This is a genomic window from Micromonospora sp. NPDC047074 (assembly GCF_040643815.1).
In the GTDB taxonomy this organism is placed as follows: domain Bacteria; phylum Actinomycetota; class Actinomycetes; order Mycobacteriales; family Micromonosporaceae; genus Micromonospora.
Genome location: NZ_JBEYVB010000031.1, coordinates 41,488 through 57,304, shown reverse-complemented (window position 1 = coordinate 57,304; position 15,817 = coordinate 41,488). Strand labels below are relative to the sequence as shown.

12 protein-coding genes are annotated in these 15,817 nt (G+C 76.3%); 6 read left to right on the top strand and 6 right to left on the bottom strand.

What is annotated here, in order from left to right:
- Positions 1-30: 30 nt before the first annotated feature.
- Together ABZ809_RS26360 and ABZ809_RS26355 are read right to left on the bottom strand one after the other, a co-directional pair.
- Positions 31-930, bottom strand: a complete 900-nt coding sequence (locus ABZ809_RS26360) for an MHYT domain-containing protein (protein ID WP_357565285.1) — start codon at positions 928-930, stop codon at positions 31-33.
- A gap of 166 nt (positions 931-1,096) precedes the next feature.
- Complete coding sequence (locus tag ABZ809_RS26355) at positions 1,097-3,922, bottom strand: DEAD/DEAH box helicase (protein ID WP_357565284.1); 2,826 nt, start codon at positions 3,920-3,922, stop codon at positions 1,097-1,099.
- An 86-nt stretch (positions 3,923-4,008) separates the two neighbouring features.
- Between ABZ809_RS26355 and ABZ809_RS26350 the strand changes: the two genes are divergently transcribed.
- Positions 4,009-4,773 (top strand): HAD-IA family hydrolase, encoded by a 765-nt coding sequence (locus ABZ809_RS26350; RefSeq protein ID WP_357565283.1) that lies wholly within the window; start codon positions 4,009-4,011, stop codon positions 4,771-4,773.
- A gap of 60 nt (positions 4,774-4,833) precedes the next feature.
- A complete protein-coding gene (locus ABZ809_RS26345) occupies positions 4,834-5,544 on the top strand; it encodes a helix-turn-helix domain-containing protein (protein ID WP_357565282.1) in 711 nt (236 codons plus the stop codon).
- Positions 5,545-5,616: 72 nt separating this feature from the next.
- Here the strand turns inward: ABZ809_RS26345 and ABZ809_RS26340 are convergent, their stop codons facing one another.
- Positions 5,617-6,552 carry a diacylglycerol kinase gene (locus ABZ809_RS26340; RefSeq protein ID WP_357565281.1) on the bottom strand — a complete coding sequence of 312 codons (936 nt, stop codon included), beginning with the start codon at positions 6,550-6,552 and terminating at the stop codon, positions 5,617-5,619.
- Between the two features lie 224 nt (positions 6,553-6,776).
- Here ABZ809_RS26340 and lanKC point away from each other — a divergent pair, with 224 nt between their 5' ends.
- The 4 genes from lanKC to ABZ809_RS26320 all read left to right on the top strand — a co-directional run bounded on the left by lanKC (position 6,777) and on the right by ABZ809_RS26320 (position 13,100).
- The gene (gene lanKC, locus ABZ809_RS26335) at positions 6,777-9,377 is read left to right on the top strand and encodes a class III lanthionine synthetase LanKC (RefSeq protein WP_357565280.1); all 2,601 of its coding nucleotides are present in this window, start codon (positions 6,777-6,779) and stop codon (positions 9,375-9,377) included.
- A gap of 6 nt (positions 9,378-9,383) precedes the next feature.
- The gene (locus ABZ809_RS26330) at positions 9,384-9,503 is read left to right on the top strand and encodes a SapB/AmfS family lanthipeptide (protein ID WP_120569348.1); all 120 of its coding nucleotides are present in this window, start codon (positions 9,384-9,386) and stop codon (positions 9,501-9,503) included.
- Between the two features lie 73 nt (positions 9,504-9,576).
- Entirely contained in the window at positions 9,577-11,307 is a 1,731-nt protein-coding gene (locus ABZ809_RS26325; protein WP_357565279.1) for an ABC transporter ATP-binding protein, read from the top strand.
- Positions 11,304-13,100, top strand: a complete 1,797-nt coding sequence (locus ABZ809_RS26320) for an ABC transporter ATP-binding protein/permease (RefSeq protein ID WP_357565278.1) — start codon at positions 11,304-11,306, stop codon at positions 13,098-13,100. Before ABZ809_RS26325 ends, ABZ809_RS26320 begins: the two co-directional genes overlap by 4 nt.
- A 24-nt stretch (positions 13,101-13,124) precedes the next feature.
- Here ABZ809_RS26320 and ABZ809_RS26315 read toward each other — a convergent pair whose 3' ends face one another.
- The 3 genes from ABZ809_RS26315 to ABZ809_RS26305 form a co-directional block, all read right to left on the bottom strand.
- Entirely contained in the window at positions 13,125-13,703 is a 579-nt protein-coding gene (locus ABZ809_RS26315) for a response regulator transcription factor (RefSeq protein ID WP_357565277.1), read from the bottom strand.
- Between the two features lie 161 nt (positions 13,704-13,864).
- The gene (locus tag ABZ809_RS26310) at positions 13,865-14,470 is read right to left on the bottom strand and encodes a response regulator transcription factor (protein ID WP_357565276.1); all 606 of its coding nucleotides are present in this window, start codon (positions 14,468-14,470) and stop codon (positions 13,865-13,867) included.
- Positions 14,471-14,669: 199 nt separating this feature from the next.
- The gene (locus ABZ809_RS26305; protein ID WP_357565275.1) at positions 14,670-15,755 is read right to left on the bottom strand and encodes a hypothetical protein; all 1,086 of its coding nucleotides are present in this window, start codon (positions 15,753-15,755) and stop codon (positions 14,670-14,672) included.
- Positions 15,756-15,817 lie beyond the last annotated feature (62 nt).

The window sequence follows — 15,817 nt, the reverse complement described above, 5'->3', positions numbered from 1 at the left end:
GCGATCGGGCCGGTGTCCCCCGGATGACGGTCAGCGCGGCGGGTTGTCCCGGCGGATCGGGTTGTCCCGGCGGGACGGGAACGGGGTGCCCGGCCGCGCGAGCGTGGAGCGGGCGCGCAGGCCCACCGGGTCCGGTGCCGGCACCGCCGGGGCGGGCTCCGGCACGTCCCGGCGGGCGTCGAAGTACGCCGCCGCTGCCCGGTCCTCCTCGGTGGGCGCGGCGAGGATCGCGTAGACCAGCCCGACCACCCCGAACACCACCGCGAGGATGATCGGCACCAGCAGGCTGCTGACCCCGGCACCGGACACCTCGCCCTGCCGCGAGTGCGTGTGCACCGACATGGCGCTCATGCCCGTGAAGTGCATGCCGTTCACCGCGACACCCATCAGCAGGGCCGAGCCGACGATCGCCAGCGGCCGGCGGACCGTCACCGCGAGCCAGAGGGCCACCGTGGCGGCGACCACCGCGATCACGATGGACAGCACGACGCGGACCCTGTCGTAGCCGATGCTGCCGTTGAGCCGCATGGCCGCCATGCCGGAGTAGTGCATCGCGGCGACCCCGGCGCCGGTGAACAGGCCCCCGGCGAGCAGCCGCACGGCGGAGAGCCGCCCGGTGCCGACGATGGCCAGGCCGATGCCGACCGCGATCACCGCGATCAGCGCGCTGGCCGCGGTGATCGGCACGTCGTACCGGATCCGGGTGCCCTCGACGGCGAAGCCGAGCATCGCCATGAAGTGCATGGTCCAGATGGCGGTGCCGCCGATGGCCCAGGCCGACAGGCACCCCCACCAGGCGCGCTGGCCCGCGCTGCCGGCGGTGCGGATCCGGCCGGCGCAGATCAGGCCCAGGGCCGAGCCCAGGACCGACAGCGCGTAGCTGAGCGCAGGGGTGATCCACCCGTACTCAAAGTGATTGATCTCCGCCACGGCGGCCTTCCCTCAGATCGGTTACCGGCGCGCGGTTGTTTGCGCCGCAGCAATGATCAGGGATGCCTTCAACAGGCACGACGGCACCCCCCGGACAATTCGGGGGGTGCCGTCGCGATGACTCAACGATGCGTCGATTTCGATATGCGGTTACCTACGGTAACGATCAGGCAGTGGCGTGATAGGCGAGCACGCCGCGGTTCACCCCGGCGATCGCCTGCCGGGCGGTCGCCCTGAGCTCCGTCGAGGCACCTCCGGAGTCGGCGAGCTGACCGAGCAGGTCGACCACCTGCCGCGCCCACCGGACGAAGTCCCCGGCCGGCATCTCGCCGTCGATCTCGTGGCCGCTCGCGAGGACCTTCGCCAGCGCCTCGCCCCGGGCCCACCGGTAGATCGGCCAGGCGAAGCCGAAGTCGGGCTCGCGGGTGACCGCGAGGCCACGGGCCGCCTCGTCGGCCTCGATCTCGCTCCACAGCTTGAGCGTCTCGTCGACCGCCTCGGCCACGGCACCACGCGGCAGCGACGCCCGCTCGTCGACGTCCCGACGGGCCTCGAAGACGACCACGGAGACCGCGGCCGCCAACTCGGCCGGGGAGAGCCCGTCCCACACCCCGCGCCGCAGGCACTCGGCGACCAGCAGGTCCGCCTCGGTCCAGATCCGGCCGAGCATCCGGCCGGCGTCGGTCACCGCGCCGTCCGGCGTGAGGTAGCCCCGGGCGGTGAGCAGCGCCACGATCCGGTCGAACGTCCGGGCCAGCGAGCCCGTCCGCCCGGCCACCCGCTGCCGCAGCTCCTCGGTGTCCTTCTCCAGGCGGCGGCGCCGCTCCGCCCAGCGGGCGTGCTCCTCGCGGTCGGGGCAGGCGTGGCAGGGGTGCCGGCGCAGCTCGGTGCGCAGCTGGCTGAGCCGGTGGTCCTCACCGGCCGCCTGCCGGGAGCGGCCGCCCCGGCGCCCGCCGTGCCGGTCCAGCCCCGTGCCGCTGACCTCGGCGGCCAGGTCACGGCGGGCCGCCGGCGAGCGGTGGTTGAAGTGCTTCGGCACCCGGATGCGCGCCAGCACCTCCGCCGGAGTGGTGAAGTCGCCGGGGCTGATCCGACCCGCCCAGCGGTCCTGGGTGAGCACCAGCGGCCGGGGCTCGCCGAAACCACCGGTGGCCGGGTCGAGCACGACGGCCAGGCCCGCCCGCCGGCCCGACGGCACCCGGATCACGTCGCCGACCCGCAGCCGCTCCAGCGAGGCCACCGCGGCGGCCTTGCGCTGGGTCTGCCCCTGCCGGGCGATCGCCCGCTCCCGGTCGGCGATCGCCACCCGCAGCGCGAAGTACTCGTCGAAGTCGCCGTGGTGGCAGGCCGCCTCCGCGCCGTACGCCTCGATGGTCTCGGTGTTGCGCTGCACCTGGCGGGCCAGGCCGACCACCGACCGGTCGGCCTGGAACTGCGCGAACGAGGACTCCAGCAGCGCCCTGGCCGGCTCGGCACCGACGGTGCCGACCAGGTTGACCGCCATGTTGTACGACGGCCGGAAGCTGGACCGCAGCGGGTAGGTGCGGGTGGAGGCGAGACCGGCCACGTGCCGGGGATCGGTCTCCGGGGACCAGACGACGACCGCGTGCCCCTCGACGTCGATGCCACGCCGCCCGGCGCGGCCGGTGAGCTGGGTGTACTCCCCCGGCGTCAGGTCGACGTGCGCCTCGCCGTTGTACTTCACCAGGCGCTCCAGCACGACGCAGCGGGCCGGCATGTTGATGCCCAGGGCCAGCGTCTCGGTGGCGAAGACCGCCTTGACCAGGCCCCGGACGAAGAGCTCCTCGACGACCTCCTTGAACACCGGCAACATGCCGGCGTGGTGGGCGGCCAGGCCGCGCTCGAGGCCGTCGAGCCACTCCCAGTAGCCGAGGACGGTCAGGTCCTCGCCGGGGATGGCGGTGACCCGCGACTCGACGACCCGGCGGATCTCCGCCCGCTCCTCCGGGGAGGTGAGCCGCAGTCCCGCGGCGAGGCACTGCTGCACGGCGGCGGCGCAGCCGGCGCGGCTGAAGATGAACAGGATCGCCGGCAGCAGCCCCTCCCGGTCGAGGCGGTCGACGATGTCGGGACGCATCGGGCCGCGCCACCGGGGCCCGCGCCGCCCGGCGCCGGGGCCGGCGCTGCGCCCCTCGCCGAGCTCGAGTCGGCGCATCGTGTCGCGGGTGTAGCGCAGCAGCTCGGGGTGTACGTCGTGCTTGCGGGCGGCGTCGGCGTCGTGGAACAGGTCGAACATCCGCTTGCCGACCAGCATGTGCTGCCACAGCGGCACGGGGCGGTGCTCGCTGACCACCACGGCGGTCTCGCCGCGCACGGTGACCAGCCAGTCGGCGAACTCCTCCGCGTTGGACACGGTGGCCGACAGCGAGACCAGGGTCACCGAGGCGGGCAGGTGGATGATCACCTCTTCCCACACCCCGCCACGGAACCGGTCGGCAAGGTAGTGCACCTCGTCCATCACCACGTACGCCAGGCCCTCCAGGGTGGCCGAGCCGGCGTAGAGCATGTTGCGCAGCACCTCGGTGGTCATCACCACCACGGGGGCGTCGCCGTTGATGGCGTTGTCGCCGGTGAGCAGCCCGACCTGCGCGGCGCCGTAGCGCTCGACCAGGTCGTGGTACTTCTGGTTGGACAGGGCCTTGATCGGGGTGGTGTAGAAGCACTTGCGCCGCGGGGGCGGGGTGGCCACGCCGCCGGCCGTCGGTGTCGCCGCGGCGTCACCGGTCGCCTCGCGTGCCGGCGCCCCGCGCAGCGCCAGGTGCACGGCGAACTCGCCGACCACGGTCTTGCCGGCCCCGGTCGGGGCGCACACCAGGACACCGCTGCCCCGTTCCAGCGCCTGGCACGCCTCCCGCTGGAAGTCGTCGAGATCGAACCCCAGGTCAAGGGCGAACTCGTCCAGCGCCGGGAACTGTGAGGCCTGCGCGGCCCGGCGGCGCGCCGCGGCGTACCGCTCGGCGGGGCTCGACATGCCTCCAAGATTAATGCGTGCCCCCGACGACCACCGGACAAGGCCAACCGACAACAGGTTCCGGGGCGGTCGGTAGGGTGCACGACGTGCCGGATCATGCCGAACCGCCCCACGCCGCGCACGGCGCCGTGCGCCCCGGTCCGTCCCGCCGCCCCGTGGAGGCGGTCCTGCTCGACTTCCACGGCACTCTGGCCCAGGTCGAGGAGCCCCACGAGTGGGTGCTCGCCGCCGCCGCCTCCTGCGGGGTGACCCTGGAGCGGATGCGGGCCACCGCGCTGGCCGACCGGCTGCTGACCGCCGGCCGCGCGGGTGGCCCGCGGCCCACCCGGGTGCCGCCCCGGCTGGCCGAGCTGTGGGCGGACCGGGACCTCTACCCGTACGCCCACCGGGGCGCCTACACAGGGCTCGCCGAGACCGTCGACGCCGGCATCGAGGGCTTCGCCGAGGCGCTCTACGAGCGGGTGCTGGTGCCCGAGGGTTGGGTGCCGTACCCGGACACCGCGCCGACGCTGGCCGCCCTGCGGGAGGCGGGCGTGCGGGTGGCCGTGGTCAGCAACATCGGCTTCGACATCCGGCCGATGTTCGAGGCGTGGGGGTTGGCCGGCCTGATCGACGCGTTCGTCCTGTCGTACGAGGTGGGGCGCTGCAAGCCCGACCAGGGGATCTTCCTGCGCGCCTGCGGGATGCTCGGCGTGGATCCGGAGCGGACCCTGATGGTGGGCGACACCGTGGCCGACGCGGGGGCCGTGTCGGCCGGGTGCGCGGTGCTGGTGCTGCCGGCGGCCGAGGCGGGGCGGCCGAACGGCCTGGGTGCCGTGCTGGACCTGGCCGGGGTCGAGAAGCAGCGCTAGCGGCATGTCGACAGCACCGTTAACAGGCGGCGCTAACGCGAGGGCGTTATCGTCGCTGCCATGATCACTGAGACGTCGCCCCGGGACCGGATCGTCCGGGCCGCCGCCGCCCTGCTCGCCGAGGGTGGCCGGGAGGCGGTCTCCACCCGCGCGGTCAGCCGTGCCGCCGGCGTGCAGGCGCCGACGATCTACCGGCAGTTCGGCGACATGCGCGGCCTGCTGGACGCCGCGGCCAGCTACGGGTTCGCCGCGTACCTGCACGCCGAGGCGGCCCGGGACCTCGCCGGCGACCCCGTCGACGACCTGCGCCGGGGCTGGGACATGCACGTGGACTTCGGCGTGGCCAACCCGGCCTTCCACACCCTCATGTACGGCGATCCGCGCCCCGGCGAGACCCCCACCGCGGCCCGGGTCGCCGCCGACATCCTGCGCCAACTCGTGCGGCGGGTCGCCGAGGCGGGCCGGCTGCGCACGGGCGTCGACGAGGCGACCGAGATGCTGCACGCCGCCGGCTGCGGCGTGACCCTCGCCCTGATCCGCACACCGGCCCGCGACCGCGATCCCGCCCTGTCGGCCCGGACCCGGGAGGCGGTGCTCGCCGCCCTGGTCACCGACTCCGCCGCGGCCCGGGCGACCTCCCGGGCCGACCGCCCGGTCCGGCACGCGGTGGCGCTGCGGGCCGCCCTCGACACCGTGGCCGCCGACCTCACCGCCGCCGAACGCGCCCTGCTCGCCGAGTGGCTCGACCGCATCGTCCGCGACGGGCGCTGACCCGCCGCACGGCCTCCGGCCAACGCCGCGCCCGCGCAGCCCGTGCCGCGGCGACACCCTGCCGGCGGAAGGTCAGCGCAGCAGGCGCAGGGCGGCGGGCACCGCGGTGACGGTCAGCGGGAGGTCCAGGGCGCGCTCGCCGTCGGCGTACGTGGTGATGCCCTCGGCGTCGAGTTCCACCGTGCGGACCCGGTAGCTGCGCACGAGCGGGTGGGTCACGTGGCTGCCCCGGTAGATGCGCGGCTTGACCCGCATCAGGGTGCGCCGGTCGAACCGGCCGCCCACCACCACGTCGAGCAGGCCGTCGGTCGGGTCGGCGTCCGGACAGACCCGCATGCCGCCGCCGTAGCTGGCGCAGTTGCCGACCGCGACCAGCACGGCGTCCACCTCCTGCACCTCCCCGTCGAGCCGGAGCCGGTAGCGGCGCGGACGCAGCCGGGCCAACTCCACCAGGATCGCCAGGTCGTAGCGGCGTGGACCGCGCGGCCAGCGCATCCGGTTGGCGCGCTCGTTGACGATCGCGTCGAAGCCGGCCGCGAGCACCGCCGCGTACCAGCGGCTCGTGCCGTCGCCGGCTGTCATCCGCGCCAGGTCCACCGGGTGGGTGCGGCCGTCGCGCAGGGCCGCCGCGATGACGTCGGCGGCGGCGAGCGGGTCGGCCGGGAACCCGGTGTCGGCGGCGAAGTCGTTGCCGGTGCCGGCCGGCACCGGGCCGAACGGGACCGCCGTCCCCGCGACCGCCTGCACGGCGCGGTGCACGGTCCCGTCGCCGCCGACCGCGACCAGGGCCGAGACGCCGTCGCGCACCGCCGCGCGGCAGGCCGCCTCGGCCTCGTCGCCGGTGTGCGCGCGCAGCGGGCGTACCGGCCGGCCGGCGGCCTCGATCCGGTGCAGGACCTGCGGCAGCAGCGCCCGGTGCCGCCCCCGGCCCGAGGTCGGGTTGGCCAGCACGGCGACGGGCCCGTCGGGGGCCACGGAGGGGTGATCGTCTGCGGTCACGGCGAGCACCGTACCGCCCCCGGCCGGGTGGGGGCACCGCCCACCGTGCGGTCGGCGACCCGTCGGCAACGCGCCGCGCACCTCGGACGCAACTGACATTTGTCACGGCCCGCCGTGCGGCACGCATTCGTCGTCATGACTGAACGCACTGGAACCGCCATGGCCCGAACGGACAAACTCATATCCGTCAGCAGGACGCAAGCATCGACCGAACAGCGGAGGGAGTGGTCACGGTGGACGAGCGCTACGACAGCTACTGCGCCGCCGACCGGATGTTCTACGACTCGCTCGGCAGCGCGGTCGACCAGCCCACCTTCGCGGCGGCGCAGCGGCCCGTCCCCGACGGCTGGCGTTCCGAGCCGCTCGACGACTGGCTGATCTACGCCCCCGAGGGCGGCACGCTGCCCCAGCAGGGCTGGAAGATCCACGTGTCGGCGACGCTGGCCAACGCGGAGCGGGTGCTGGACACCGTCTGGGACTACTGCGTCCCGCGTGCACTGTCCTTCAAGTTCCTCCGCGGCCCGCGCACCCTGCTGCTGCGCAACTCCAAGTACGCCGCCCGGGCCGCCAGCGGCAAGTTCGTCACCGTCTACCCCCGCGACGACGCGGAACTGGAGCTGGTCTGCAAGGAGCTCGACGAGCTGCTCGCCGGCGAGCCCGGCCCGTACATCCTCAGCGACCTGCGCCACGGCGCCGGGCCGGTGCACGTACGCTACGGCGGCTTCGCCGCGCGCTACTGCCACTCCCCCGACGGCCAGGTGGTCCCGGCCATCGAGGACGACACCGGCACGCTGGTGCCCGACCGCCGCGATCCCGTGTTCCACGTGCCGTCCTGGGTGACGCTGCCCGACTTCCTCGGCCCGCACCTGGCCGCCCGCAACGCCACCAGCACCGACGAGGTGCCGTACCGGATCGAGAAGGTCATCCACTTCTCCAACGGCGGCGGCCTCTACGTCGGCCGGGACGTGCGGACCGACACGAGGGTGGTGCTGAAGGAGGCCCGTCCGCACGCCGGCCTCGACGCCGACGGCACCGACGCGGTCGCCCGCCTGGCCCGGGAGGCCGACGCGCTGCGCCGGCTCGCCGACCTGCCGCAGGTGCCCCGGGTGCACGACGAGTTCACCCTCGGCGAGCACCGGTTCCTCGCGCTGGAGTTCATCGAGGGCCGCGCGCTGAACAAGGTCCTCGTCGACCGGTACCCGCTGATCGACGCCGACGCCACGGACGCCGACCGCGCCGACTACACCCGCTGGGCGCTGGACGTGCACCGGCAGGTCGAGCAGGTCGTCACGGCGATCCACGAACGCGGCCTGGTCTACGGCGACCTGCACCTGTTCAACGTCATGGTCCGCCCCGACGACCGGATCACGCTTGTCGACTTCGAGGTCGCCGCCCCGATCGACGGGCACCGCCGGCCGGGCCTGCGCAACCAGGGCTTCGCCGCACCCCGGGACCGCTCCGGTCCCGCCGTCGACCGGTACGCCCTGGCCTGCCTGCGGCTGGCGCTGTTCCTGCCGCTGACCCAGCTCGTCCGGCTCGGCCCGGACAAGGCCGCGCACCTCGCCGACGTGATCGCCGAACACTTCCCGGTTCCGAGGGAACTCCTCGACGACGCCGTACGGGAGATCACCGGCACCGGTCCGGCGGACGCCGGGCCGGCCCCCGACCTCACCGTCGACGTCGGACCGGAGCACCGCGACCGGCTCGCCCGGGCGATCCTCGCCAGCGCGACACCCGAGCGCGACGACCGGCTCTTCCCCGGCGACATCGAACAGTTCCGCAGCGGCGGGCTCAACCTCGCCCACGGCGCGGCCGGCGTCCTGTACGCCCTGCACGTCAGCGGCGCGGGCCAATGGCCGGAACACGAGCGGTGGCTGGTCCGCCACGCCACGGCACCCGCCTCCGGCACCCGGTGCGGCTTCTACGACGGCCTGCACGGCGTCGCGTACGCCCTGGAGGCGCTCGGCCGCCGGCAGGACGCCCTCGACGTGCTCGACATCTGCCTGCGCCAGCCGCTGGACGGCCTGGACCACAGCCTCTCGGGCGGCCTCTCCGGCATCGCGCTCAACCTGGCCGAACTGGCCGGACGCACCGGCGAGACGGCCCTGCGCGACGCGGCCTGGCGGGTCGCCGAGCGGGTGGTCGACCAGCTCGCCGACGACCCGGGGCCGGACGTCAGCGGGGGGCGCAACCCGTACGCCGGGCTGCTGCGCGGCCGGACCGGGCCGGCGCTGCTGCTGGTGCGGCTGCACGAGCTGACCGGCGAGCAGGCGCTGCTGGAGCACGCCGCGACGGCCCTGCGGCAGGACCTGCGCCGCTGCGTGGTGCGCCCCGACGGCGCGCTGGAGGTCAACGAGGGCTGGCGCACCATGCCCTACCTCGGCCAGGGCAGCGTCGGCATCGGGCTGGTGCTCGATGCGTACCTGCGGCACCGCGCCGACGAACGGTTCGCCGAGGCCAGCGCCGGCGTACGCCGCGCCGCCCGGTCACCGTTCTACGCGCAGTCCGGCCTCTTCGCCGGGCGCGCCGGCATCGTGGCCTACCTGGCGGCGTACCCCGACGATCCGCAGCGGTGCCGCGAACGCGACGCCCAGGTGGCCCGGCTGGCCTGGCACGCCCTGCCCCACGCCGACGGGACGGCCTTCCCCGGCGAGCAGTTGCTGCGGCTGTCCATGGACCTCGGCACCGGCACCGCCGGCGTGCTGCTGGCGCTGGCCGCCGCGCGGCCCGACGCCCCGGTGAGCCTGCCGTTCCTCGCGCCCCTGGCGGGCGCCCCCGACCCCCTCGCCGACGCGAGGGCGACCGACCCGACCGACCAGCACGGAAGGAGGTGACACGACATGGCGCTTCTGGACCTCCAGGGCCTCGAGATGGCCCCCGCCGACCGCACCGGCGGCGGCAGCCGGGCGAGCCTGCTGCTCTGCGGCGACAGCTCGCTGTCCATCACGACCTGCAACTGATCATGTCACCACGCGAGGCCCTGGGCGGGTAGACGTATCCGCCCAGGGCCGCACGTCTTACGCGGGAGAAACCATGGGCGCGCCGACCGGCTCCGACCGCCTGCTGCGGCGGGTGGTCCGCGACGGCGGCGGGTGGACGGTCCTGCTCGGCGCGGTCGCGCTCACCGGTGCGGCCGCCGAGCTCGCCCTGCCCGCCGCGCTCGGGCTCGCGGTCGACGCCGCCGTCGGCGGCGACGGCTCCCTCCGCTGGCCGGCCGCCGCCTGCGGCCTGGTCGCCGTCCTCATGGTCACCGACGTCCTCGCCGACGTGGCCAGCGGGTACGGGGCGGCCCGGGCCACCGCGCGGCTGCGCCGCCGCCTGTTGCGGCACCTGTTCGCCTGCGACGTGCGCACCGTCCGCCGCTATCCGGTGGGCGACCTGGTCGGCCGGCTCGCCGGGCAGGCCGCCGACGCCGGGCAGGCCGGCACGGCCGTGGTGCTGGGCGTCGTCGCGCTGCTCCCCCCGGTCGGCAGCGTCGTGGCGCTCACCCTGCTCGAACCGCTGCTCGGCGTCACCCTCCTCGGCGGGCTGGCCCTGCTCGCGGTGCTCATGCGCACCTTCGTCACCGACGCCTCCGCCGCCGTCGCCGGCTACCAGCGGGTGCTGGGGGTCCTCGCGGGCCGGCTGCTGGAGGCTCTCGGCGGCGCCCGCACCATCGCCGCCGCCGCGACCGTCGAGCGGGAACGCGACCGGGTGCTGGCGGCCCTGCCGGAACTGCGCGGGTACGGCCAGCTCGGCTGGCGCCTGCTGGCCAGGGCGAGCGCCCGCACCGCCGCCGTGGGGCCGCTGCTCCAGGTGGCCGTCGTGGCCGTCGGCGGGTACGCGCTGACCGCCGGCTGGCTCTCCCCCGGCCAACTCGTCGCCGCCGTGCAGTACGCGGCCCTCGGCGCCGGCCTGGGCGCGGTGCTGGCCACGCTGAACCGCCTCGTCCGCAGCCGCGCGGCGGCCGGCCGCATCGCCGAGCCGCTGGCCCACCCGGTACGCCCCGACGGCACCGAACCGCTGCCGCCCGGCCGGGGCGAACTGCGGCTGCGCGGGGTCGGCGTCCGCGCCGAGGACGGGCGGCCGGTCCTCGACGGGATCGACCTGACCGTCCCGGCGGGCGCCATGGTGGCCGTCGTCGGGCGCTCGGGCGCCGGCAAGTCGACCCTCGCCGCCGTGGCGGGCCGGCTGCACGACCCGGACGTCGGCGAGGTGCTGCTGGACGGGGTGCCGCTGCGCCGGTTGAGCCCGCCCGCGCTGCGCCGGGCCGTCGGCCACGCCTTCGACCGGCCCGTCCTGGTGGGTGAGACCGTGCACGACGCGGTCGGGCTCGGGCTGCCCGCCGGCTCGGCGCCTCCGCCCGACGGCGCCGCCCCGGCCACTGCGGCGGTGCTGACCGCGGCACGGGCGGCCCAGGTCGCCGACGTCGTCGCCCGGCTGCCCGAGGGCTTCCGCACCCGGCTGGTGGACGCGCCGTTCTCCGGTGGTGAGGCGCAGCGCCTCGGGCTGGCCCGCGCGTTCCCCGCCGAGCGGCTGCTCGTCCTCGACGACGCCACGTCCAGCCTGGACACCGCCACCGAACACCGGATCGCCCGGGCGGTGGCGGCCGGCGCCCGCGGGCGTACCCGGCTCGTGGTCACCCACCGCGCGACGACGGCGGCGGCGGCCGACCTGGTGGCGTGGCTCGACGGCGGGCGGTTGCGGGCCGTGGCGCCGCACCGGCGGCTCTGGGCCGACCCGGCCTACCGGGCGGTCTTCGCACCGGACGGGGCCACCCGATGAGCGGCCCCGGCGTGCGCCGCACCACCTGGGCGGCACTGCGTGCCCGCCGCCGGGCGCTGGGCCGGCTGGCCGCCTGGTCGGCGGTCGAGGCCCTGCCGGCGCTGCTCGGCGGGGTGCTCGTGGCCCGGGCCGTCGACCGGGGCTTCCTGGCCGGTCAGTTCGCCACCGGCCTGGCCTGGCTGGGTGGGCTCGCCCTGGCCGTGCTGGTCGGCGCGGCGGCGACGGGGCAGGTGTACCGCAGCCTCGGCGCGGTGGTGGAGCCGTTCCGCGACGAGCTGGCGACCCGGGTGGTGCACGGGGCACTGCGCGAGGCGACCCGGGCCGGCGGCCGGGCGGACAGCGCCGCCGTGGCCCGGCTGACCCACCAGGTGGAGGTGGTCCGGGACACCTTCGGCGGGCTGCTGCTGGTGGTGCGCGGATTCCTGTTCGCCGCCGGCGCCGCGCTGCTCGGCCTGCTCGCCCTGGCGCCGCTGCTGGCGGGCGCGGTGGCCGCCCCGCTGGCGGTGGGGCTCGCCGTGTTCGGGGCGTCGCTGCCGGCCATGGTGACGCACCAGCGGGCCCAGGTGACCGCCGGCGAACGGCTCGGCCGCTCGGCGGCGTCCGCGCTGGCCGGGCACCGCGACGTCGTCGCCTGCGGCGCGCGCGAGCGCGTGGTCTCCGCCGTGGACGGGCGGGTCGCCGCGCAGGCCGACGCCGAGCGGACACTGGCCCGGATGGCGGCGCTGCGCAGCCTCAGCATCGGGGTGGGCAGCTGGCTGCCGGTGGCGGTGCTGCTGCTGGCCGCGCCGTGGCTGGTGCGGCAGGGGCTGAGCGCCGGGGCGGTGCTGGGCGCGCTGGTCTACGTGACCACCGGGCTGCAACCCGCGCTGCACGCGGTCGTACAGGGCGTCGGCGGCGGGGGCCTGCGCTACGCCGTCACGCTGGGCCGGATCCTGCGCACGAGCCCACCCGACGACCCGCCGCCCGCCGCGGCGACCGCCGCCGACCCGGGGGGCCCGCCACCGGCCGGTACCCGCGCGGCGCCGCGTACCGCCGCTCCCGCCGGCGGGTGGGCGGTGGAGCTGCGCGGGCTGACCTTCCGGTACGGCCCGCAGGCCCGGCCCGTCCTGGCGGACCTCACCCTGACGGTGGCGGCCGGCGAGCACCTGGCCGTGGTGGGACCGAGCGGGGCCGGGAAGTCCACCCTGGCCGCGCTGGTCGCCGGGCTGGTGACACCGGACTCGGGCTCGGCCCACCTGGCCGGCGTGCCGGTCGCCGGCACCCCGCCGGACGCGCTGGCCCGGCTGCGGGTGCTGGTGCCGCAGGAGGCGTACGTACGCTCAGGTTCCCTGGGTGACAACCTCCGCTACCTGCGCCCCGACGCCGACGACGCGACCGTCCTCGCCGCCGTGCACGCCCTCGGGGCCGGCGCCCTGGTGAACCGCCTCGGGGGCCTCGACGCCGCACTCGACCCCGCCGCACTCTCCGCCGGGGAACGCCAGCTCGTCGCGGCGGCCCGGGCCTACCTCGCACCGGCGTCGCTGGTGATCCTCGACGAGGCGACGTGTCACCTGGACCCGACGCTGGAGGCGACCGTCGAACGCGCCTTCGCCCGGCGCGGCGGCACCCTGGTGGTGATCGCGCACCGGATCAGCTCGGCGACCCGGGCCCGCCGGGTGCTGGTGCTCGACGGCGACCGGCCGCTCGCCGGCACCCATGACGAGCTGCTGGCCCGCTCGCCCACCTACCGGGAGCTGGTCGGGTACTGGGAGGACGCGCCGCCGCCGGCCCGCGTGCCGCTCAGCCGCGCGTGACGGCACGCCGGGCCGGCTCCGCGGTCAGATCCAGCCAGCCTCGCGGGCGACCCGCACCGCCTCCACCCTCGTGCGCGCGCCCGCCTTGCGGGTGATCCGGCCGAGATGGTTGCGTACGGTCCCCGGGGCGAGCCCGAGCGTCCGGGCGACCTCCGCGACCGGCGCCCCGGCCGCGGTCAGGTCGAGGATCTCGGTCTCCCGTGAGGTCAGCGGGCTGTCCCGGGCCAGCGCCGCCACCACCAGGTCGGCGTCGACCACCGACTCGCACCGCGCCAGCCGCCGGATGCCGTCCAGCACGCGGTGCGGGGAGACGTCGCTGCCGAGGATCCCGACGGAGCGTCCCGGCACGAAGACCCGGTGCAGGCTACGCGCCCGGCGCCGGTCGGCGAGCACCAGCAACGGGCACTGCCCCGCCACGCCCGCCTCACCGATGAGGGCGAGGTCGACGACCGCGACGTCGGGGCGCTGCGCGCGAACCGCCCCCGGGAGGGCGTCGCCCCGGTCCAGCTCCGCCACCACGCTGATGTCCACCTCGGCGGCGAGGACGAGCGACAGGGCGCCACGGACCAGGGCACCGTCCAGGGCGAGCAGGGTACGGATCACCGTCGACCCCTTCGGAGCGTCATCAGACAGATCACGGACCGTCAGAATTCAAACACGTCCCGGTGAGTTCCGCTCGGCGAGCGACCGGCACCGTCCACGCTGGATGAGCACCCGGGGGTACGGGCCGGACCGGCACGCCCGGCCCGCACCCCGCAGGACGGCTACATCCAGCCGTCGCGACGGGCCCGCCACACCGCCTCCATGCGGTTGCGGGCACCGGTCTTACGCATGATCGCCGACAGGTGGTTGCGTACCGTCCCGTGCGCCAGGTAGAGCCGGCGGGCGATCTCCTTGAGCGGCAGACCCTCCGCGGCCACCCTCAGGACCTCCACCTCCCGACGCGTCAGCGGGCTCGATCTGGGGCGCAGTGCCGTCACGGCGGCGGCGGCGTCGATGACCTTCTCCCCGGCGGCGAGTTCCCGGACGGCCCCGACCAGCGCCCCCAGGGAGGCGTCCTTGCCGAGCAGGCCCCGGACGCCCGCGGCCAGCAGGTCCTCGACCACGCTCTGGCTCCACCGACGGCCCATGGCCAGCACGGCCGTGCCGGGTACCGCTCCGGTGATCTCGGCGACGGCCTCGACCGGGTTCGGGGCGTCCGGCGCCAGGTCGACAAGCACCACGTCCGGCCGGTGCCGACGCAGCAGGACGGGCAACTCCGTCACCCCGGTCACCTCGGCGACCACCTCGATGTCCTCCTCGCTCGACAACGCCGCGCACAGCGCGGTGCGCAGCAGACCCATCTCCTCAACAACGACGACGCGGATCAACGCGTTAGCTCCGATCTCGGGGTACGCGGGCGGCGACCGGGTCCTGTTGACGGGACCGCGCTGGCCGGCCGCGCGAAACGGCTGGGTCCTGGCCCGCGACACGTCGACGACCGACGGTCTGGGGCAACCGTGTGGCCAGGCTCCGGGCGATGTGGTCGGACGGACCGGACGATCACGCGGGACGGGCCACCAGGGGGACTCAGCCGGGGCGGGCGGTCACGCCGAAGAATCGGTCACCGCGGGCCGGCGGTGCGGGTGGCGACCCGTCGTCGACCCCGCCCGGGTGGTCCGTGTCGGTCGACGGCCCGGCCACCGCCGGGGCACCGCCGTCCGTGGTGGCCGCGACGCCGTCCTCGCCCGGCAGGACGGGGCGGGCCGGCAGGCCGGTCGGTCCCGGTGCCGACGCGGCCGCGTCCCCACCGCCCCGGCCGGGGCGCCGGTCGGATTCGGCACCGGGCGCCGGGGCGATCGGGAACCACGTCCCGGCGGCCGGTGCTGGAGCGTTCGCCGCGCTCGGCGACTGCACCGACGTCGACGCCACCGGCCGCTGCGCCGCCGGGGGCGACAGGCCCGGCCCGCCGGCGGGAGGCGACGACGGGTCAGCCGGCACGACCGGCGCCGGGGCGATCACACAGGGCAACCCGATCACGCGCGACACCACGGAGTCCGTGGCGGACAGGACGGCACGGACCACCGGTGTCACGACGGACGACACGGTGCCGGCGGCCCGGGGAACCAGGGCTGCCCCGGCAGAGGTCGCCGGCCGTGCGAGGGACGACGCCATCGCGGCGAGGCGGGGAACCAGGGACGTCCCGGCAGGCGCCGCCGGGGCACGGGACGAGGGCGCGAGGCGGCGTACGGGCGGAGGCGTGCCGTCGTCCGGCACCGCGGCGCCAGGTGCGGCAGTGACCGGGGCGGTGGGGGTGGCGGTGGCCGGTGGCCGGTGCCGCTCGTCGTCCCGGGGGCGATCGCGGTCCCGGGAGGCGGGCGTCATTCGCCGGCCCAGCTCGGTCACGAGGTCGCCGACCGGCGTCACCAGGCCGGTACGCGCGCCCGGCCGGTCACGGCGGCCGGTGCGGGGCGCGGATCGGGCAGGCCCGACCACGGCAGTACCGTCGCCGGTCAGCGCCGGAGCGGGTCGGGAACCTGGCGGGCCCGAGGCCTCCGTGACGCCGCCCAGCCCCGTCCCGGCGAGGCCCGCCCGGTCCGCGGCGGTGGCCGGGTCGCCGGACAGGGCGACACCCAGGACACCGGCCCCCACGGCCACGCCGAACAGCAGGGCCAACCGGGCGACGGGCAGCCTGCGCCGCCGCGGCGGAGAATCAGGCGCCGGGGCGGCGACGGGTG

Bases quoted from the DNA above. Each gene is read 5' to 3' on its own strand.
- ABZ809_RS26355 (WP_357565284.1), bottom strand. From the start codon at position 3,922: ATGTCGAGCCCCGCCGAGCGGTACGCCGCGGCGCGCCGCCGGGCCGCG.
- ABZ809_RS26345 (WP_357565282.1), top strand. From the start codon at position 4,834: ATGATCACTGAGACGTCGCCCCGGGACCGGATCGTCCGGGCCGCCGCC.
- ABZ809_RS26330 (WP_120569348.1), top strand. From the start codon at position 9,384: ATGGCGCTTCTGGACCTCCAGGGCCTCGAGATGGCCCCCGCCGACCGC.
- ABZ809_RS26325 (WP_357565279.1), top strand. From the start codon at position 9,577: ATGGGCGCGCCGACCGGCTCCGACCGCCTGCTGCGGCGGGTGGTCCGC.
- ABZ809_RS26320 (WP_357565278.1), top strand. From the start codon at position 11,304: ATGAGCGGCCCCGGCGTGCGCCGCACCACCTGGGCGGCACTGCGTGCC.